This is a genomic window from Pantoea dispersa (assembly GCF_035783935.1).
Lineage (GTDB): Bacteria > Pseudomonadota > Gammaproteobacteria > Enterobacterales > Enterobacteriaceae > Pantoea > Pantoea dispersa_C.
The window spans coordinates 1-18,965 of record NZ_JALKOV010000004.1 but is presented as its reverse complement, the minus strand read 5'-3'; the positions used below and the strand labels follow the sequence as shown (position 1 = coordinate 18,965).

Here is an 18,965-nt window from a genome sequence, read left to right as displayed (position 1 = left end):
GTTACGGCGACCTTTGTTTTATCACTCGCGGTGCCTCACACCATCATCACCACATCGTCGTCGCCGGGCTTCGCGCCACTCAGCGCCTCATCGAAATAGCGGCGCGGCACGGTGTAGCGCAGGTGATTCAACGCCAGCTGCATGCTGCGTTCATCAATCGCGTGCGGCAGGTCGTCAACGATATCCAGCGTCACATCGCCGCCCAGCGCGGTTAAACGCTGCATCGCCGCTTCCGCATGCTGCATCGGCACCTGCTCGTCATAATCGCCGTGAATCAGGTGGATAGTGTTACGTGTACTGGCCTGCTCCGGCAGCGTGACGTAGCGCCCGCTGAAGGCCACCACGCGTCCCGCCAGATCCGGCTGGGCTTTTACGCCTTCCAGCACCATGGTGCCGCCCTGCGAAAAACCGACCAGCGCGGTGGCTTCCGGCCGCACGCCGCTCTGCTGCTGCCAGTGCCGCACCGACTCAACAAACGACGGCATCACCGCATCCACGCCCTGCTGCTGCGAGCGGTCGTGTTCCGGTATCTCGGCATACCACTGGCGGCCCTGCGGCGCGCTGGCCGGATAAGGTGCGCCCACCGACACCACCTGCGCCTGCGGAAACGCCTGCGCGAACCAGCTGCCAATCTGCGCCATCGAATCGGGGTTGTCGTTCACGCCGTGATACAGCAGAAACAGCTGCGCGGCGTTATCCGGTTGCTGAACAATCACATATCGTAGTGCCATAACGTCCTCCTCAAATCACTATACGCCGCTGACGGCAAAGTGATATTGGGAAAATTTGAACGAGATAATGGATTTATTGCAATGTGTCGAGGCGCTGCTGCCAGTGCAGCGCGGCAACGGCATCCAGCGTGATAAGTGCGTCAGCCGCCTCTGCACGCAGCCTGAGCATCAGCGCTTTACGTCCGCTCACGCCCGCCAGCCGTGCCGCTTCACTCAGCGTTTGTTTTTGTCGCAGTATGGCACACAGCAACGGTGGCGATGCGACGCCAGCCAGCCGCTGCAGCACCGGATAGCTGGCTTCAAACGGCCGCTGCGCCCAGGCAAACGCGGCCAGCAGCGGCCAGTCGTCGGCGCTGAGGGATTGATGGTCGGCGGACGACAGGGTCAGCGGGACCGCGATCACCTTTTGCAGCCACGGCCAGTCGCGCGCCAGCCGCTGCGCGGCGCGCTGCTGCAGGGCTTCACCGGCTGGCGTCAGCGCACAGATCGCCATCGCCGCGTAGCAACCGCTGCTGGCTTCGCGCTGTGAGCCGATACGCACCAGGGTAAAGCCGCAGGCGCGCCAGAACTGCCACAGCGCTGTGGTGTAACCAAAGCTCACTGAGAGATAATCCGCGCCCTGCGCCTGCTGCCGTGCCGTCGCCACCAGCGCGCGACCAATACCGCGCTGGCGCTGTGCGGCCTGCACGGCGATGCGGCTGATGCGCAGCGAACGTAAGGTGGCCGCTTCAGCAAACCCGGCATGCGCCGCTAATGACTGCGCCACCAGATTGCCACGCGGACGTCGCCAGCCCGCCCAAACTGCCTGCGCCAGTTCGGCATCCAGCCCGCCCTCTTCCACCAGCCACAGCGCGCCGGTGACCTGCTGCGGCTGGCCGGCCAGCCAGAAACGCATGCCGGGCGCATCCAGCATACGCCGCAGGTCAAGTGGCGAGGTGCGATAGTGGGCGCTCGCCAGCAAACGATAGCCGGCCTGTAAGGCGTCGCCGTGCTGCCCGGGCGTGGCGGCAAAAATCGCGGTCTGTGGCGGTGAGGCGCAGGCTTCGGCATCAGCAAACAGCAGCGCCGCGCTCAGCCACTGCTCCAGCGGATCCTGCGCCGACCAGCGTAACGGCTCATCCAGCTGGAAGTAGCGCACCTGCGGCAGCGTGGCGCAAAAGCGCAGCATGAAACCGCGCCCGGTACCTTCGTAGCCCTGCACCGTGGTGGTCAGCAGAACGCGCGGAAAACGCTGTACCAGCTGCTGTAACAGCGGCGCGGGGATCGCCGCAGCCTCATCCACAATCAGCCATTCTGCCAGCGGCTGAGCCTCCTGCGGCTGAGCGAGAATCGCATCCGGGGCCATAAAGTTAAACTGCTCAGCGGCGAACTGCGCCAGCACCTCCGTCGAGGCTTTAGCCGGTGCCGTCACCAGCGCGCTTTGCGTCTGGCGTGCCAGCATGCCCGCCAGTGCCGATTTCCCCCTGCCGCGCGCGGCGATGATCACCGCGACACCGGGCGGCATCGCGCACAGCTGGCGGACAATCTGCGCCTGCTGCTCGGGAGCGCGACACTGCCACGGCGCGAAGGGCTGCGGCGCCGGCAGGCGCGGCGGCTGGTGCTGACGCAGCAGCATCACCTGCGCATTCTGCAGGATATGCTGTTGCAGATGGTGGATGAAATGTGGCGTGGCGATGGGCTGGTCGACATCGGCCCAGCGCAGGCTGTCACGGTCGGGCTGCGCCGGCCAGGCGTGCCAGTCTGGCGTCAGCAACAGCAGCCAGCTGCCGGCCCGCAACGTGCCGGCCAGCGCGGCGAATGCTTCAGCGTGAAAGCCGCGGCGCGCATCGAAAATGGCATGCTGAAATTCCCTGCCCAGCAGGGTACGCAGCGCTGCGGGCGCGATACGCTGCGGAAAGTCATCGCTGTCGCTGACCGTCAGCCAGTCACCGGGCAGTGAAACCTGCCAGCCGCCGGCCTCACGCTGCGTCCAGTCGGCTTCACCGGCAATCACGCACAGACGGCGAATGCCCGCCTGCTGCATCGCCGCCGTCAGTTCAGCACGCGACATCAGTTACTGGCAAAGGTGTTGCACTGGCCCGGATTGCCGCTGTCGAAACCGCGTTTGAACCAGGTATAGCGCTGCTGTGAGGTGCCGTGAGTAAAGCTGTCCGGCACCACGCGCCCCTGACTTTGCTGCTGCAGACGATCGTCGCCAATCGCCTCAGCGGCGTTCAGCGCTTCCTGCAGATCGCCCACCTCAAGAATGTTTTCCTGCTGCATGTAGTGGCCCCAGACGCCAGCAAAGCAGTCTGCCTGCAGCTCCATCTTCACCGACAGCTGATTAACCTGCGCCTGCGTGGCGCCCTGCTGCATCTGGCGCACTTTCGGTTCGATACCCAGCAGTTTCTGTACGTGATGCCCTACTTCGTGGGCGATGACGTAGCCCTGGGCAAAATCCCCTCCGGCACCGAGTTTGGTTTTCATGTCGTCATAGAAAGAGAGATCGATATACACCGTCTGGTCAGCCGGGCAGTAGAACGGCCCCATTGCTGACTGGCCGGTGCCGCAGTTGGTGCGCGTCGCGCCGCGATACATCACCAGCTTCGGCGGCGCATACTGTTTGCCCATCTGCTGGAACAGTTTGCCCCAGGTATCTTCGGTGGTGGCGAGGATCACCGAGGTGAATTTGGCCGCCTCGTTATCCTGTGACGAATTGACCTGGCGCTGCTGCTGTTGCGACACCGGCGCGCCGCCTTCCAGCAGCGCCGTGAGGTCGTAGCCGTAATAGCCAGCCACCGCCACCACAATCAGCAGAATAATGCCGCCCTTGCCGCGCGGCAGACGAATCTGGCGTCCGCCAGAACCAAAACCCGGCGATTCGCCGCGACGATCTTCCACATTGTCGCTTTCACGACGCCCTTGCCAGCGCATGGCCTGCTCCTGTTATCAATGACTTTTGCCTGATTTTAGTTGGCGGCACGGTTAATCACCAGCGTTGCCGATGCAGCGGGCGCGATATTGAGAGGAAGATGAGGTGACGGGCGGAAATGGATTGCGCCGCGATGCCGGAAGCAGAGCGGGAACTCTGCGGTTACCGACCGCGGCGCAGACTGAAACTTAGTCCAGCTTCACACCGAGACGGTGTGCGACTTCTTCGTAGGCTTCGATCAGGCCGCCGAGGCTCTGACGGAAACGGTCTTTGTCCATCTTGTCCATGGTCTCTTTGTCCCACAGACGCGCGCCGTCTGGCGAGAACTCATCGCCCAGCGTCACTTCACCCTTGAACAGACCGAACTCCAGTTTGAAGTCCACCAGAATCAGGCCGGCATCATCAAACAGTTTGCTCAGCACTTCGTTGGCTTTGAAGGTCAGCTCCTGCATACGCGCCAGGTTGGCTTTGCTCACCCAGCCAAAAGTTTCGCAGTACGATTCGTTGACCATCGGGTCGTGTTTGGCGTCATCTTTCAGGAAGAGATCAAACAGCGGTGGATTGAGCAACATGCCCTCTTCCACGCCCAGACGTTTCACCAGCGATCCGGCCGCCCGGTTGCGCACCACGCACTCTACCGGCACCATCTCCAGCTTTTTCACCAGCGCTTCGTTATCGGACAGCAGCGCTTCCATCTGGGTCGGAATGCCCGCTTCCTGCAGTTTGGTCATGATGAAATGGTTGAACTTGTTGTTCACCATCCCTTTGCGATCAAACTGCTCGATTCGTGCACCGTCTCCTGCTGACGTATCGTTGCGGAATTCAAGTACCAGCAGATCCGGATTGTCGGTGCTGTATACGGTTTTCGCTTTACCGCGATACAACTCAGCTCGCTTTTGCATCTTGTTAACTCCAAACATGAAAGAACCCGTGTTCAGCGGTGTTTCACCGCGCGATGACTGCCTGACGCAATCGTTTACCTCGCCGGGCGCTATTATGCCAAAACCAAAACAAAAAGGCCGGAGAATCTCCGGCCTTTATTGCATTTATTTGTTCAGCGCGCCCTGCAGGACCGCCACCAGCGCATCATTCTGCGCCTGGGTGAGCACGTGTCCTTTCGGATCGATGAACTGCAGGCTGCTGCGGTTATCGAGATCGCCGACCTGCAACTTGTAGTCGCCATTTGGCAACTCCGGATCTTTCGCGCCGATAGCGTCAAACGCGCTGCTGCCCGGCTGCTTGTAGGTCACTTTCAGACTGCCCTGCGAACGGTTGTCATCGGTGACTTCCATGCCCATGCGCTTCAGCGCCGCCGGCAGACGCTGCCAGGTGACGTTAAACGGTGAGCGCAGCACCAGCAGTGGCAGACCGGTGTCGTCCGCGCCGCTCTGGACGTCAATCTGTCCGCTGGCACGTCCGGCAGCCGCATCCTGGCTGGCGGTATCCATCTTATCCAGTCCGGTGCTGATGTCGTTCAGCATCTGACCGGTGTAGCGCTGAACCTGCGCCGGCGTGGTCACCGTCTGGCCCTGCTGCTGCAGTTCCAGTAGACGCACGGTCAACACCTGCTGATAGCCCTGGTTCTGCACGCTGATCTGGTAACGGCCGCGATACTGGTTATCTTCATCAGCACGGTTCCACTGCACCCAGTCGGTGCTGAGCTGCTGTGCGGCATCATCACGCTGGGCAATCGGGAATTTGTAGGACTGCACCACGTTCACCACCTGCGACCAGATGGAGCCACGGCTGCTCTCCACTGCCAGCACGCCGGTGTTGCCGGTGAACTGTGCGCGGGTGCCGTTCATCAGCGCCAGCGGCTGCGCCGGTGGACGGATGTCGAGCTCTTTGCCCAGCGCGCCTTTCGCCACGCTGTGCGGCACATCGTAATCACCGTTCTGCAGCGGCAGAATCATGCCCGCCGGGGCTTTTAAATCATGCAGTTCAGGCGCCTGCAGGTAAGATTCATCACCGCTGACCTGGCGCTTATAACGCTGATCGCTGGAACAAGCTGTTAGCAGCATCAGGGTGGAGAGGCCCACCACGGTTGCCAGCGTCGAGCGCTTAACTGAATAACTCATTGATTCTCCCTAAATTATCGCAGACCCGCCTGGATCAGCGCTTGTGCGGTTTTCGCCTGACCGGCTTCGGTCAGCGGCGTCATCGGCAAGCGCAGCGTGTCATCGGCGATCAATCCTAGCTGTTTCGCGGCCCATTTTACCGGGATAGGATTCGGTTCACAGAAAAGCGTCTGGTGCAGGTGCATCAGACGCTGATTCAGGCGACGCGCTTCGGCAAATTTGCCCTCTTGTGCCAGCGCACAGAGTTCAACCATTTCACGTGCTGCAATATTAGCCGTGACCGAAATAACGCCCTTGCCGCCCAGTTGCATGGAGTCCAGCGCTGTCGCGTCATCACCGCTGACAATAATGAACTCATCTCCAACCAGCTGTTGGATCTGCGAAATGCGCGATAAGTTCCCGGTGGCCTCTTTGATTCCGATAATATTTTTGATTTCAGCCAGGCGGGCAACGGTTTCCGGCAGCATGTCGCAACCGGTGCGTGACGGGACGTTATACAGCATCTGTGGCAGATCGGTGCTTTCGGCGATCGCTTTGAAGTGCTGATACAGACCTTCCTGCGTGGGACGGTTGTAATAAGGGGTCACGGTGAGGCAGCCGACCACGCCGGTGCCGGTGAAGCGTTTTGTCAGAGAGATCCCTTCGGCGGTGGCATTCGCGCCGGTTCCGGCAATAACCGGAATGCGGCCATCGGCCAGCTCCAGGGTTTGCATCACCACATCGCCATGCTCTTCATGGCTGAGGGTCGCGGATTCGCCGGTGGTGCCAACAGAAACAATCGCCGCCGTACCGCTGGCGACATGATAATCAATCAGTTTTTTCAGACTTGCGCGGCAGACATCGCCTTTTTCATTCAAAGGCGTAATGAGCGCAACAATACTTCCGGTGAACATGGGCTATCCCCTCGACAAACAAGTGCCTCATGTTACGTTTTCCGCCGAAAGAAAAGCAAGCGAGCCACGCCATTACCGCGCTTGTCAGCAGTTTTTTTTATGTTTACCTTATGGTTATTAGCGAACGTACAGGAAACGTCATTTTGCCGCAGTCACAGCCGCACCATCTGGTGATCACCGCTCTGGGCGTTGATCGTCCGGGTATCGTCAATACCATTACCCGCCACGTCAGCAGCTGCGGTTGCAATATTGAAGACAGCCGCCTGGCGATGCTGGGCGACGAGTTCACCTTTATTATGCTGCTCTCCGGCAGCTGGAACGCCATTACCCTGATTGAATCGACCCTGCCGATGAAAGGGGCCGAGCTGGAACTGCTAATCGTAATGAAGCGCACCAACGCGCGCGTCACGCCGCCGATGCCTGCTACCGTCTGGGTACAGGTAGAAGTGCCGGACTCGCCGCACATCATCGAACGCTTCACCGATCTGTTCGATAAACATCAGATGAACATCGCCGAGCTGGTGTCGCGCATTACGCCCGCCCAGGACGACGCGCCGCCGGTGCTCTATATTCAGATGACCGCACACAGCCCGGCGAATCATGCCAGCGCGCCGTTTGAGCAGGCTTTCCATCGGCTGTGCGAAGAACTGCATGCACAAGGTTCAATTCGCCTCTATAGTGTCACCGACGACGCGCACAGCGCCGTTTGAATCAGGCTCCGGGTTATTCCGCCACACACTCTGCCGCGCTGGCATACCGTGTAGTGAAATAACCCTGAGGTAAACTCCACCTGGCGCTTTTGCCGCTGATGGTGTATTACCCACAGCATGAAGAAAAAAATGGAGAGTTGTGATGAATCCACTGAAAGCCGGTGACACCGCACCGAAATTTAGCTTGCCCGATCAGGATGGCGAACAAGTAAATTTGGCCGACTTCCAGGGACAGCGCGTTCTGGTCTATTTCTACCCGAAAGCCATGACGCCGGGCTGCACCACGCAGGCCTGCGGTCTGCGCGATAACATGGATGATTTGAAGAAGGCGGGCGTGGAAGTGCTGGGCATCAGCACCGACAAGCCGGAAAAACTGTCTCGCTTTGTCGAGAAAGAGTTGCTCAACTTCACCCTGCTGTCGGATGAAGACCATCAGGTATGCGAGCAGTTTGGCGTCTGGGGTGAGAAAACCTTTATGGGCAAAACCTACGACGGCATTCACCGCATCAGCTTCCTGATTGGTGGCGATGGCAAAGTGGAGAAAGTGTTCGACGATTTTAAAACCTCGAACCACCACGATATCGTACTCGATTACGTGAAGTCAGCCTGATTGCCCGCGGGTGCCAGCCAGGCACCCGCTGTTTTATCCTGCTCTGACGCATGCCAGCTAATAGCGCGAAACCGTGCTGGCCAGCGCCTCCTGTCCGGCGATTACCACGCAGTTACGTCCGGCGTTTTTCGCCTGATACAGCGCGTCATCAGCCTGCTTCAGGCTCTGTTCCTGACTGCCATGCGTCGGCTGCCAGCTGGCGATACCAATCGAAATGGTGATCTGCCCGACCGGATCAATCCAGCTGCTGGCGATGCTGGTACGCACGCGTTCGGCAATCACCCGCGCTTCATCCGGCGCGGTGGCGGGCAGCAGCATCAGAAACTCTTCGCCGCCGTTGCGGCACACCACGTCGGTCTGACGCCCGCTCTGGCGCAGCGTGCGCGCTACCTGTTTAATCACCTCGTCGCCGACATCATGGCCGAAGTTATCATTCACTCGCTTGAAGTGATCAATATCCAGCGCCAGCACGGCAAACGGCTGTTGCATGGTATCGAGATAGTCGAGCACCGCGCTCAGGCCGCGGCGGTTGAGCAGGCCGGTCATGGGATCGCTCTGTACCTCTGACTTGAGCCGGCCGATTTTATCCTGCACCAGACCGATACCGGTAAGCAGCGCGCGCTTTACCTGCGCCGCTTCAAAATACCAGGCGCGAATCACGCCAATCTCTCCGGACACGCTCTGGGTATCCATCTGGCTGGCTTTGCGCGCCAGCTGCCACAGCGGCAGCGCAATCAGCCGTGCGAGAATCACCGCCACCAGCAGCGTCAGCAGCGCAAACGGCACCGAATTTTTCAGCACCTGCAGCAGCAGCCCGGAGAGCGGTGCCAGCGTCACGTCCGTCGGCTTGAGCGCCACCACCATCCAGCCGGTGGTAGGCACCACAGCGTAGCCCGCCAGTTTCGCCGTGTCCTCTTCCGTCAGCTGGACTTCGCCGTTGGTGTGCTCCTGACGCTGACGCTCACTGACGATGCCCGGCACGCTTTTGCCAATCAGCTGGTTATTCTGGTGATACAGCACGCGGTTTTCGCGATCCAGCACGTAAACGTGGGTGCCATCGCGGTAATACTGCTCACCGAGCAACACGTTGAGGATGCTCTTTTTCTTTAAATAAATGGTGCCGCCGACGTAGCCCAGATAGCGGCCATCGCGGCTCCACACCGGCCAGGAAACAAACACCAGCAGGTTGTTCGTCGCAGAAATGGTGGGCCGGCTGACCATCGGCTGGCGCTGCGCCAGCGCCTCGCGTGAAGACTGGCTGGTGAGCTGCATGCCTTTCAGCATCAGCGATTCCGGCGAGACAGCTTTAATCACGCCGCTGCTGTCAACAATCGCTACCGAGTTAAAGCTGCTGGTCTGCTCGCGCAGCCGGTTTACTTCCTGCTGCAGCAGTTCAGTGTTATCAAAATCTTTGCCCAGCTGGTTGGCGCTGTAGTGCAGCTGCGACTGCGCCAGCTGAAAAAACACTTCGGTGGTGGCCGCCAGTTTGGTGGCATACGCGCGATTGGCCTCAAGGGTGCTTTCGATCAGCACCATGCGCTGTACGCGCCAGGTGGCGTACAGCGTATTAGCCAGTGTAATGACGATACTGGTGATCGCCAGCAGCGCAATCAGCGTGCGCAGATCAGTTTTTGGCCGGATGCGCGTTAACATGGCGCAACCGCCCTGGTGAGTAGCTTCATAAGTTAGCGTGCCTGACTATCTTGTTATAATTGGAGGTGTTTACCCTGGTGAGGTAACAGACAATTGTACACCTCTGAGCCAAATTGACTACGACGCAGACCCTCAGGAACGCTTTTTTATTGTGCTATTACTGGTGCTAATCAATTAATCCCTGCGCATCATAAAACGGCCATGGCCCGGGATAATCGCCGATCGCGCACAGATGCGTGCTCATGCCCTGCTGCGGATGCCAGCGGTGCAGCAGAAAGCCAGGCGGCTCCAGCACAAAGTTCGCCGGACCGTTGTCACGCAGGTCCAGCGCCACCTGATGCGACACGCCGGGCGCGACACACGCCAGCGTGCCGGCAAAACGCGTCTGTACCGCGCGGTGCAGGTGCCCGCTCAGCACCCGTTCAACCTGCGGATGCTGACGCACAACAGCGGCCAGCGCCGCCGGATTGCGCAGCGGCTGCCGATCCATATGGCCAATGCCGCACAGAAACGGCGGATGATGCAGCAGCACCAGCGTCGGCAAATCAGGTTCACGCGCCAGCTGCTGCGCCAGCCATTGCAGCTGTGCGTCATCAATGTCGCCCCACGGCTGATGCGGCACGCTGGAGTCGAGCGCCAGCAGCTGCAGATGGTTAACCCGCATCTGCCAGTTGAGCGTCTCGCCGTGCTGCAGGTAGAGATGTTCCGGAAACGCCGCGCGCAGCTGCTGGCGATCGTCATGGTTGCCCGGCATTAGCAGGAACGGCAGTTGCAGATGGCGCAGTGCTGCGCGCAGCGTCTGATACTCTTCTGCGGTGCCAAAATCCACCAGGTCGCCGGTAATCACCACCGTATCCGGTCGCGGCACCAGCTGATTCAGCGTGTCGATCACCCGCAGCAGCGCGGCGTGCGTATCGACTTTTTTATAGGACAAACGGCCATGGGCCTTGATGTGTAAATCGCTGATTTGCGCAATCAGCGTGATAGCGTCAGACACAACAGCTCCTTATCAGGCAGAAAAATGCAGCGCAGCATCCTGCGCCAGCGTCCAGCTCACCGACTGGCCGGCGTGCCAGGCTTCGCGCGCGTGGCGATCAACCTGGATCGGTGCCGCCAGGCCGATATCAATGCTCAGCCGCTGCGCTGCGCCGAGAAAGGTGGTGCCGAGGATGAAACCGGGGCGCGCGTAGCGCTGGTCCGCCGCCAGCAGCACATCCTCCGGACGGCAGAAATGCTGCGGATTGCCACGCGCATCGACTCCAACGCAGTTAATCGCGCCGACAAAATCCGCGACAAACTGTGACGCCGGGCGCTGGTAAATATTTTGCGGCGTATCGATCTGCACCAGACGTCCCTGCTCCATCACCGCAATGCGGTCGCCCAGCGCCATCGCTTCCTGCTGATCGTGCGTGACGTACACAGCGGTGATCGCCAGCTGTTTCAGCAGTGCGCCAATCTCCAGCCGCAGCCGATCGCGCAGGCGCGCATCCAGCGCCGCCAGTGGCTCATCAAATAGCAGCACCTTCGGTCGTGCCGCCAGCGCTCGCGCCAGCGCCACGCGTTGCTTCTGGCCGCCGGAGAGCTTGTCGATGCTGCGCTGCGCCAGCGCGCTGAGATCCACCAGCGCCAGCATCTCCTGCACGCGCGCCTCACGTTCAGCGCGCGCCACGCCCTGCACTTTCAGGCCGTAGGCGACGTTCTGCGCCACGTTAAGATGGGGAAACAGCGCGTAGTTCTGGAACACCATGCCCACATTGCGTTTCTCAATCGGCAGCGCTGTCACGTTGCGATCGTCAAACCACACTTCGCCGCCCTCATCGCAGCGTTCAAGGCCGCTGATGATGCGCAGCGTGGTGGTTTTGCCGCAGCCGGACGGACCGAGCAGCACCAGCGTTTCGCCGGGCTGTACCGTCAGGTCGAGCGGATGCAGAGCCAGCTGATGATTGAAGTGCCGCGCGCAGTGGCGCAGCGTCACGGTTACGGCCGCAGGGTTCATGCCGCCTCCTTATTAGCACGCGTGAGCGCACGGTTGAGCCAGTGATTGACCGCGTTGAGCATCAGCAGCAGCGGCAGAATCAGCAAAATAAAGATCAGCGTGTAGGCCGATCCCACTTCCAGCCGCATTGAGGCATAGCTGTCTGCCAGCCCCACCGGCAGCGTTTTTGTCAGCGGCGTATGCAGCATCCAGGTGATGTTGAACTCGCCCACCGACAGCGTGATCACCATAAACGCCCCGGCGAGAATGCCGTTGCGACAGTTGGGCACCACCACGGTAAAAAAGCGCTGCCACAGGCTGGCACCCAGACTGGCCGCCGCCTCTTCCAGCCGCGGCATCTCCACCGCCTGCATCACCGCCAGCACCGGGCGCAGCATAAACGGCAAGGTAAACAACACGTGACCGATCAGAATGAACAGCCAGCTATCGCGCAGGCCGGAGAACTGACCGTACAGCAGGATGATGCCCAGCGCGGTGGCAAGGCCGGGCAGCGCGACCGGTAGCATCAGGCACTCTTCGATGCGCGCCGCCCAGCGTCCCGGCGCTTTTAACAATCCCCACGCCGCCGGCACGCCGATCAGCAGCGTGATCAGCAGGCAGGCTAGCGCAATCAGCAGCGACAGCCAGAAGGTGTCGGCGTAAAGCTGCCATACCTGCGTCACCCACTTCAGCGTCAGGCCGCTGCGCAGGCCGATAAAATAGTTGTTAGTCACGCCGGCCAGCATCGACAGCAGCACCGGCACAATCATGAACAGTGCGGTGATCGCCGTCACCAGCAGCTGCAGGCTGAATAATCCGCGACGTCTCATGCGGCCTCCCGATGAGCCAGACGGCGCGCCAGCATCAGCGCCAGCCAGGCAACGCTGCCCATCACCACCGACAGCGCGGCGGCGGTAGCGAAATTGGCGTAGTTAGTGAATTCGCCGTAAATGGTCAGCGGCAGCACTGCCAGATCGGTGCCCAGCGTAAACGCGGTGCCAAACGCGCCCATGCTGGTGGCAAAGCACAGCGCGCCGCTGGAGAGCAGCGCCGGCTGCAGCCCCGGCACAATCACATCCCAGGTAATGCGCCACTGACTGGCACCCAGCGAACGCGCCGCCTCTTCAAGAGAACGATCGAGCTTCTCACTCGCCGCCACCAGCGTGATGATGGCGCGCGGCAGTGAAAAATAGAGATAGCCAATAAACAGGCCGGTAAACGAATAAGCCAGCATCCAGCGCTCGTGGAACAGCGCCAGGCTGATTTGCGCCAGCAGTCCCTGACGGCCTGCCAGCATCACCACCAGAAATCCCACCACCACGCCGGGGAAGGCCAGCGGAAATGTCAGCAGCGCCAGCAGCGTGCTGCGTCCGGCGAAGCGCTGACGCGCCAGGAAGCAGCCGACGATGGCGGCAATCACCAGCGTCACCAGCGTCACGGCGAGCGACAGCAGCACGGTATTCAGCAGGCTGAGCAGATAGTGCGGCTGCGTCAGCACCGTCCAGTAGCCGCTGTGCTGCGTGCTGCGATCGTTCTGCATCGCCATCTGCAACAGCCGGGCAAACGGCAGCAGCCAGAAGGCGCAGAAAAACAGCAGCGCCGGCAGCGTCAGCCACAGCCAGCGACTGTCTGTCCGACGCGGTGTCCGGCGGCACGAGGCCGCCAGGGTGTCGGTCATCGCCATCAGCGAATCTCACTCAGATAGCGCGCCGAGAAGGCTTTCTGCGCTGCCGCCATCTGCTGATAATCGACGGTTTGCGCACGCGCATAGTCGCTGTCCGGCAGGAAGTACTTTTTCGCGTCTGCGCTCATGGCCGCCGTGCGCACCGGACGCAGGAATGCGTTGGCCCAGATAGCCTGCCCTTTGTCCGACAGCACATAGTCGATCACTTTTTTGCCGTTCGCCGCGTGCGGTGCATTTTTCACCAGGCTAATCACGTACGGCACCGTTACCGTGCCCTCTTGCGGGATAACAAAGGCCACGTTGGCGTGATCTTTATAGCGGGCGCGGTAAGCATTGAAGTCATAGTCGAGCAAAATCGGGATCTCGCCGGAAATCAGGCGCGCATAGGCGGTTTGCTTAGGCACGATGGGCTGATTCGCCTGCAGCTTTTTGAACCAGTTCAGTGCCGGCGTGAAGTCCTGCATGTTGCCGCCCTTCGCCTGGTTCACCGCCACCGCCGCCACGTAACCGACAAAGGCGCTGGCCGGGTCGAGATAGCCAATCATGCCTTTGTATTCTGGCTTCAGCAGGTCGTCCCACGATTGCGGCACCGGCGCGCCTCCGAGCGCATCGACGTTGACCATAAAGCCCATGGTGCCCGAGTGCAGCGCTACCCATTTGCCGTTGCTGTCTTTCATGCCGGCTGGAATGTCATCCCAGTGCGCCGGTTTGTAACTGGCGACCACGCCGGCGCTGTCCGCCTGAATGCCGAAACTGACGCCGTAATAGACCACGTCGGCCACCGGATTGCCCTGCTCGGCCACCAGCTGCGCCAGCGCCTGACCGGAGTTTTTGTTGTCCTGCGGCACCTGAATGCCGGTGTCTCTGGCAATCGCTTTGAGCTGCGTGCCCCAGTCGGCCCACTCGGGCGGACAGTTGTAGCAGATGGCGGTTTCCGCCGCCTGCGTCAGGCCGGTGAACAACGCGCCGGCACTCAGTGCGATGGCTCCGGCATACATTTTTACTTTTTTATGCAACATCATGAGGTTCCCTGGTGGTGGCAATAAACGCGGGGGCAGCAACACTTTCACCGCTCCGCAACTGATGTGGCAGCACGCGGGTGCCGCGGCTGACGTTATGCAACAACATATCGATGGCGCAGGCGCCGAGCCGTTCGGCGGGCTGCGCTACGCTGGCCAGCGACGGGGCCATTTGTGCCCCCATCGCAATCCCGTCAAAGCCCATCACCGCCAGCTGCTGTGGCACGCGCACGCCCGCGCGCGCCGCCGCGCCAATCAGGCTGATGGCCAGCAGGTCGTTGGTACAGATCACGGCACTGAGCGGGCTGGCACCGTCCAGCATGGGTGCCAGCAGGGTGAAATCTGACTGGGTATGGCTGTCCATCTCTATCACCGGCCGCGCCGTCAGGCCCGCGCGCTGCATGGCGTCGCAATAGCCGTGATAGCGCAGGCGCGCCCGGTCTGACTGCAGCATCGGCCCGGCGACCATGCCAATGTGGCGATGGCCAAGCGCCAGCAGCTGTTCCGTGGCTTCGCGCATCGCCTGGCGATTATCCACGCACACCGCCGGCCAGCTGCTGTGTTGCGGCACGTTATGCGCGAGCACGAACGGCAGGCCAGCCGCCTGCAGCGTGCTGAGCACCGCGCTGTTATCCGCGTCGGCCACCGTCAGGACTAAACCCGCCACGCGCTGGCGCAGCATATGTTCCACGATGGCGGCTTCGCGCTCGGGCTGGTAGTCGCTGGTGGCTACCAGCAGGCCATAGCCGGCGTCACGCGCCTGGCGCTCCATCGCCTGCAGCTGACAGGAAAAGATCGGGTTAAGCAGCGAGGGCAGCAGCACGCCAAACGTTGTGGAGTGCTGCGTGCGCAGCTGGCGCGCGATGTGGTTAGGACGAAAGCCGAGCTGCTCCGAGGCCGCCAGCACTCTCTCCAGCGTGTCGCGCCGCAGCAGATGGGGATCGGAAAAGGCGCGCGCGGCCGTGGCGCGCGAAACGCCTGCCAGCTTTGCCACCGTGAGTAAATCGGACATGTTCGCCTCGTTAAGTACCAATGAGAACGATCTCATTGGCGCCTAAACTAACGGCGAACTGTGACAGCCATATCGCGACGGGATGACGAAAAGATGACAGCAGCCTGCGCGGCTGCCGGCAGGATTACAACATCAGGAAGGCGTAACCTTCGTTTTGCAGCGAGGCGACGGTGGTGCCGCTGGAGAGTGTATGGGTGACGCGGGTGTCGATCCAGTCGCGCTCCAGCTGGTGGAAGGCCACCGACTGATCGCAAATGGTGACTTTCACCCCGGCTTTCTTCAGCTCATCAATCAGCTTCAGGTTAGGGTTATCGCTGCCGTACGCTTTACGGAACTGATCGTTATTGAGTGCGGCTGGCACCGCATCGCTGTTGATCGACACCACAAAGTTGAGCTGGTTGAGCGGCACGCCCGCCGCGTAATAAAGGTTAGTGACGCGCGCCACGCGCTCAAGGCCGAGGTTCGGCTGATGGATATCCCCTTCGCTGCGGTTGATCTGAAACACAATCTTATTGCTCAGCCCGGGCGTGTTGGCCGGGTTGTAATCCGGCGTGTTAACAAAGTGAATTTTACCGTAACCGGCAATCGCCGGCGTGCTCCAGAAATCCGCCGGTTCGGTTTTCTGGTCAGCGAATTTCCCGCTGACTTTATCCACCAGTTCCGGTAGCTGCAGCACATTCCCGCCGACAAAGCCCGCCAGCGCGGCGATAACAATATAGGATGCTGGACGCATGACACTTCTCCTTAGCCAAAGTCGCAATTACATCTGTAAAAAGGCATAGCCCTGATTTTCCAGCGTCGACACCGTGGTCGGGCTGGACAATGCATGAATTACTGACCGGTCGATCCAGTCGCGCGGATAGTGATGGAACGCCACCGACTGATCGCACACCGAGACTTTGACGCCCAGCGTGTTCAGCGCGCCAATCAGCGCAAGATTGGGGTTATCGACGCCATAAAACTGCTTAAAATGCGCGTTATCCAGCGTGGCGGGCGTGGCATCACCGGTCATGGACACCACAAACTGCAGCTGATCGGCCGGTACGCCAGCGGCGATATACAGATTGACCACGCGCGCCACGCGCTCCAGCCCGAGGTTGGGCCGTTTGATATCGCCTTCATTGCGGGTCAGCTGAAACACCACTTTGTTGCTCAGCCCAACCACCGGTTTGAAGGCGGCGTCCGCTTCATAATGGATCTTGCCGTAGCCTTCGACCGCCGGCGTGCTCCAGAACCCGTCCGGATCGGCAGGCTCAGCGGAAAAATGGCCCGCCACACGCTGATACAGGTCATCGCTTTTGATCACCGCGGCACCGACCATCCCACCCACGATGGCAATCAGGGCATAGGAAACAACAGAACGCATAGAAACTCTCCGGCATGCACTGCGCGTTAATTCACAGTCCGTTTGAAAAAGTGCTTTATCTATACCACAGCGCGCGGCAGGCAAAACGCCTGTACTGGCGGGCTGTCCGGCGTTTGGCTGCCAGCAGAAATCATCGCGCCAGCTGATTGAATAAGGCTGTTGATTGAGCCGTGCGGGCGGGTTGAAAAATAACTGGCCGGAAACGCTGACGCGAAAAGTGCCCTTTTGCGTTCATCCTGTCTTATGCTGCCTGATGCGGTTTTTACGCACGCCCGGTTGACCAGTGAACAAAACCTGACCATTCAATGCTGTTCTGCTTATGCGCTGCCATAGCAGCTTGATAAAAATTGCTGATGGATAAAGCGGGCCAGGCGCGCGATTTGACGCCTGTTTTTCAGAGTAAACCTGGAAAATTCCATGCCAGATTCAATTATTTTGAGCAACTTTACGTAACTTTAATTTCATGCCGTCGCTACGCCTGTCGCGTTGCCTTTCCGCTATTCAATTTTTTGCTACAAATTTCGCGCGAGACAGCCCATTTTTCACTTCACGTCAATGTGACGGCGGCATTTGCTTGTGTCGCCACTGTGGTTAAGATAGAGCCGCGGCAGGAAAGGAAACGCCGCCACAGAACATTGGCATGACTTTCCTGTCCAATGGCAGGAGACTTTTACAGGATCAAGGCATGTTTAACCGGTTGAAAAAATCAGTGCTGGCGGCCCTTATTCCTGCGCTGCTGCTTACGCCTGCGGTCGGTGTTCGCGCCGATCTGAGCGACAATCTGCCCGACATGGGTACCACAGCAGGTTCCACGCTCTCCATTAATCAGGAGCTGCAGATTGGCGACTTTTACGTGCGCCAGCTGCGCGCCAGTGCGCCACTGATCAACGATCCGCTGCTCAATCAGTACATCAATGAACTCGGCCAGCGGCTGGTGGCGCACGCCCATTCGGTGCGCACGCCGTTTCATTTTTTCCTGATTCAGAATGACGAGCTCAACGCCTTCGCCTTCTTTGGCGGCAACGTGGTGCTGCACTCGTCGCTGTTTCGCTATACCGATAACGAAAGCCAGCTGGCGTCAGTGATGGCGCACGAAATTTCGCACGTGACGCAACGCCATCTGGCGCGCGCTATGGAAGAGCAGAAGCGCAGCGCCCCGCTCACCTGGGTCGGCGCGCTGGGGTCGATCCTGCTGGCGCTGGCCAGTCCGCAGGCCGGGATGGCGGCGCTGACCGGTACGCTGGCCGGTACGCAGCAGGGGATTATCAGCTTTACCCAGGGCAACGAGCAGGAAGCGGATCGCATCGGCATTCAGGTACTGCAGCGCGCCGGTTTCGATCCGCAGGCGATGCCGGCCTTTCTGCAGAAGCTGGCCGATCAAAGCCGCTTCTCGTCAAAACCACCGGAAATTTTGCTGACGCACCCGCTGCCCGATAGCCGCCTGGCCGACGCGCGCAACCGCGCCAACCAGATGCGCCCGGTGGTGGTGCAGTCGTCCCAGGATTTCTACATGGCGAAGGTGCGCGCGCTGGGTATGTACGCCACCGGCCGCAATCAGCTGACTGATGATTTGCTGAATGAGTACGCCAAAGGCAACACGCGGGAACAGCAGGCGGCGCAGTACGGCAAAGCGGTGCAGTTCCTGCAGGCGAAAGATTTTGCCAACGCGAAAAAGATCATCGCGCCGCTGCTGGCGAAGCAGCCGGATAACCTGTGGTTCCTTGATATCATGACCGATATCGACATCGGTCTGAACCAGCCGCAGCAGGCCATCAGCATGCTGAACGCCGCCCGCGGCAGCCAGACCAGTCCGGTGCTGCAGCTTAACCTGGCGAACGCCTACGTCGAGGCGAAGCAGCCGGCCAACGCCAGCCGCATCCTCAACCGCTACACCTTTGCGCACCCTGACGATCTCAACGCATGGGATTTACTGGCGCAGGCTTCCGCCGCACAGGGGCTGCGCGATGAGGAGCTTTCGGCACGGGCCGAAAGTCTGGCGCTCAACGGCCAGCTCGATCAGGCCATCACCACCCTGAGCAGCGCCAGCGCCCGGGTGCCGCTCGGCAGCCTGAAGCAGGCGCGTTACGATGCGCGTATCGACCAGTTCCGCGAGTTACAGCGGCGTTTTAAGCAGTATGAGAAAGGGTAAATAGCCGGTTACGCGGGTGGATGGCCGGCAGGATTTCGGTGCGCATAAAGGTACGACCGGGCACATGGGTAACAGATCAGACCGGGCACACAGGTAACACTTTTTGTGGTCAGTCGATCCGGATAATACGCTTTTCTGCCCGGTCATAATACGCAAGGATGAGCCTGTCGAAGA

At 60.3% G+C, this 18,965-nt stretch carries 19 protein-coding genes; 4 read left to right on the top strand and 15 right to left on the bottom strand.

Annotated elements, in window-relative coordinates; all coding sequences use genetic code 11:
* Positions 1-35: 35 nt before the first annotated feature.
* The 6 genes from ypfH to dapA form a co-directional block, all read right to left on the bottom strand.
* On the bottom strand, positions 36-731 hold the full coding sequence (ypfH, locus tag MXF20_RS09400) for an esterase (protein ID WP_021508041.1): 696 nt from the start codon (positions 729-731) through the stop codon (positions 36-38).
* Positions 732-804: 73 nt separating this feature from the next.
* A complete protein-coding gene (locus MXF20_RS09395; protein ID WP_325969000.1) occupies positions 805-2,781 on the bottom strand; it encodes a tRNA(Met) cytidine acetyltransferase TmcA in 1,977 nt (658 codons plus the stop codon).
* Positions 2,781-3,644, bottom strand: coding sequence for a neutral zinc metallopeptidase (locus MXF20_RS09390; RefSeq protein ID WP_325968998.1), 864 nt, complete (start codon positions 3,642-3,644; stop codon positions 2,781-2,783). Before MXF20_RS09390 ends, MXF20_RS09395 begins: the two co-directional genes overlap by 1 nt.
* Before the next feature lie 186 nt (positions 3,645-3,830).
* On the bottom strand, positions 3,831-4,544 hold the full coding sequence (gene purC / locus MXF20_RS09385; protein WP_031279423.1) for a phosphoribosylaminoimidazolesuccinocarboxamide synthase: 714 nt from the start codon (positions 4,542-4,544) through the stop codon (positions 3,831-3,833).
* Positions 4,545-4,688: 144 nt separating this feature from the next.
* A complete protein-coding gene (gene bamC, locus MXF20_RS09380; protein ID WP_325968996.1) occupies positions 4,689-5,720 on the bottom strand; it encodes an outer membrane protein assembly factor BamC in 1,032 nt (343 codons plus the stop codon).
* Between the two features lie 14 nt (positions 5,721-5,734).
* Complete coding sequence (gene dapA, locus MXF20_RS09375; protein ID WP_021506604.1) at positions 5,735-6,613, bottom strand: 4-hydroxy-tetrahydrodipicolinate synthase; 879 nt, start codon at positions 6,611-6,613, stop codon at positions 5,735-5,737.
* Between the two features lie 143 nt (positions 6,614-6,756).
* On the opposite strand from dapA, the gene MXF20_RS09370 reads away from it, so the two are divergent.
* Both MXF20_RS09370 and bcp read left to right on the top strand, forming a co-directional pair.
* Complete coding sequence (locus tag MXF20_RS09370) at positions 6,757-7,323, top strand: glycine cleavage system transcriptional repressor (protein ID WP_059011708.1); 567 nt, start codon at positions 6,757-6,759, stop codon at positions 7,321-7,323.
* A gap of 142 nt (positions 7,324-7,465) precedes the next feature.
* Positions 7,466-7,933, top strand: coding sequence for a thioredoxin-dependent thiol peroxidase (gene bcp / locus MXF20_RS09365; RefSeq protein WP_325968995.1), 468 nt, complete (start codon positions 7,466-7,468; stop codon positions 7,931-7,933).
* Between the two features lie 57 nt (positions 7,934-7,990).
* On the opposite strand, the gene MXF20_RS09360 is transcribed toward bcp, so the two are convergent.
* The 9 genes from MXF20_RS09360 to MXF20_RS09320 all read right to left on the bottom strand — a co-directional run bounded on the left by MXF20_RS09360 (position 7,991) and on the right by MXF20_RS09320 (position 16,642).
* Positions 7,991-9,586, bottom strand: a complete 1,596-nt coding sequence (locus MXF20_RS09360) for a sensor domain-containing diguanylate cyclase (protein ID WP_325968993.1) — start codon at positions 9,584-9,586, stop codon at positions 7,991-7,993.
* A gap of 166 nt (positions 9,587-9,752) precedes the next feature.
* Positions 9,753-10,583, bottom strand: coding sequence for a phosphodiesterase (locus MXF20_RS09355; RefSeq protein ID WP_325968992.1), 831 nt, complete (start codon positions 10,581-10,583; stop codon positions 9,753-9,755).
* Between the two features lie 12 nt (positions 10,584-10,595).
* Entirely contained in the window at positions 10,596-11,582 is a 987-nt protein-coding gene (locus MXF20_RS09350) for an ABC transporter ATP-binding protein (protein ID WP_262264877.1), read from the bottom strand.
* Complete coding sequence (locus MXF20_RS09345; RefSeq protein WP_325968991.1) at positions 11,579-12,391, bottom strand: ABC transporter permease; 813 nt, start codon at positions 12,389-12,391, stop codon at positions 11,579-11,581. Before MXF20_RS09345 ends, MXF20_RS09350 begins: the two co-directional genes overlap by 4 nt.
* Positions 12,388-13,245: an ABC transporter permease gene (locus MXF20_RS09340; protein ID WP_325968989.1), complete on the bottom strand. Its 858-nt coding sequence runs from the start codon at positions 13,243-13,245 to the stop codon at positions 12,388-12,390. Before MXF20_RS09340 ends, MXF20_RS09345 begins: the two co-directional genes overlap by 4 nt.
* Positions 13,245-14,243, bottom strand: a complete 999-nt coding sequence (locus MXF20_RS09335; protein ID WP_325969449.1) for an ABC transporter substrate-binding protein — start codon at positions 14,241-14,243, stop codon at positions 13,245-13,247. Before MXF20_RS09335 ends, MXF20_RS09340 begins: the two co-directional genes overlap by 1 nt.
* Before the next feature lie 10 nt (positions 14,244-14,253).
* Positions 14,254-15,276 (bottom strand): substrate-binding domain-containing protein, encoded by a 1,023-nt coding sequence (locus MXF20_RS09330; RefSeq protein WP_325968988.1) that lies wholly within the window; start codon positions 15,274-15,276, stop codon positions 14,254-14,256.
* Between the two features lie 124 nt (positions 15,277-15,400).
* Entirely contained in the window at positions 15,401-16,009 is a 609-nt protein-coding gene (locus MXF20_RS09325; protein WP_021506594.1) for a DsrE family protein, read from the bottom strand.
* Positions 16,010-16,036: 27 nt separating this feature from the next.
* Positions 16,037-16,642 (bottom strand): sulfur reduction protein DsrE, encoded by a 606-nt coding sequence (locus MXF20_RS09320; RefSeq protein ID WP_325968987.1) that lies wholly within the window; start codon positions 16,640-16,642, stop codon positions 16,037-16,039.
* Positions 16,643-16,995: 353 nt separating this feature from the next.
* Here MXF20_RS09320 and MXF20_RS09315 point away from each other — a divergent pair, with 353 nt between their 5' ends.
* Together MXF20_RS09315 and MXF20_RS09310 are read left to right on the top strand one after the other, a co-directional pair.
* A complete protein-coding gene (locus tag MXF20_RS09315; protein WP_325968986.1) occupies positions 16,996-17,286 on the top strand; it encodes a hypothetical protein in 291 nt (96 codons plus the stop codon).
* 41 nt (positions 17,287-17,327) lie between these two features.
* Positions 17,328-18,791 carry a M48 family metallopeptidase gene (locus MXF20_RS09310; RefSeq protein ID WP_325968985.1) on the top strand — a complete coding sequence of 488 codons (1,464 nt, stop codon included), beginning with the start codon at positions 17,328-17,330 and terminating at the stop codon, positions 18,789-18,791.
* Positions 18,792-18,965: the final 174 nt, after the last annotated feature.

Bases quoted from the DNA above. Each gene is read 5' to 3' on its own strand.
- MXF20_RS09345 (WP_325968991.1), bottom strand. From the start codon at position 12,391: ATGAGACGTCGCGGATTATTCAGCCTGCAGCTGCTGGTGACGGCGATC.
- MXF20_RS09315 (WP_325968986.1), top strand. From the start codon at position 16,996: ATGGATAAAGCGGGCCAGGCGCGCGATTTGACGCCTGTTTTTCAGAGT.
- MXF20_RS09310 (WP_325968985.1), top strand. From the start codon at position 17,328: ATGTTTAACCGGTTGAAAAAATCAGTGCTGGCGGCCCTTATTCCTGCG.
- purC (WP_031279423.1), bottom strand. From the start codon at position 4,544: ATGCAAAAGCGAGCTGAGTTGTATCGCGGTAAAGCGAAAACCGTATAC.
- MXF20_RS09395 (WP_325969000.1), bottom strand. From the start codon at position 2,781: ATGTCGCGTGCTGAACTGACGGCGGCGATGCAGCAGGCGGGCATTCGC.
- MXF20_RS09325 (WP_021506594.1), bottom strand. From the start codon at position 16,009: ATGCGTCCAGCATCCTATATTGTTATCGCCGCGCTGGCGGGCTTTGTC.
- MXF20_RS09340 (WP_325968989.1), bottom strand. From the start codon at position 13,245: ATGGCGATGACCGACACCCTGGCGGCCTCGTGCCGCCGGACACCGCGT.
- ypfH (WP_021508041.1), bottom strand. From the start codon at position 731: ATGGCACTACGATATGTGATTGTTCAGCAACCGGATAACGCCGCGCAG.
- bcp (WP_325968995.1), top strand. From the start codon at position 7,466: ATGAATCCACTGAAAGCCGGTGACACCGCACCGAAATTTAGCTTGCCC.
- dapA (WP_021506604.1), bottom strand. From the start codon at position 6,613: ATGTTCACCGGAAGTATTGTTGCGCTCATTACGCCTTTGAATGAAAAA.
- MXF20_RS09350 (WP_262264877.1), bottom strand. From the start codon at position 11,582: ATGAACCCTGCGGCCGTAACCGTGACGCTGCGCCACTGCGCGCGGCAC.
- MXF20_RS09390 (WP_325968998.1), bottom strand. From the start codon at position 3,644: ATGCGCTGGCAAGGGCGTCGTGAAAGCGACAATGTGGAAGATCGTCGC.
- bamC (WP_325968996.1), bottom strand. From the start codon at position 5,720: ATGAGTTATTCAGTTAAGCGCTCGACGCTGGCAACCGTGGTGGGCCTC.
- MXF20_RS09335 (WP_325969449.1), bottom strand. From the start codon at position 14,243: ATGTATGCCGGAGCCATCGCACTGAGTGCCGGCGCGTTGTTCACCGGC.
- MXF20_RS09320 (WP_325968987.1), bottom strand. From the start codon at position 16,642: ATGCGTTCTGTTGTTTCCTATGCCCTGATTGCCATCGTGGGTGGGATG.
- MXF20_RS09360 (WP_325968993.1), bottom strand. From the start codon at position 9,586: ATGTTAACGCGCATCCGGCCAAAAACTGATCTGCGCACGCTGATTGCG.
- MXF20_RS09330 (WP_325968988.1), bottom strand. From the start codon at position 15,276: ATGTCCGATTTACTCACGGTGGCAAAGCTGGCAGGCGTTTCGCGCGCC.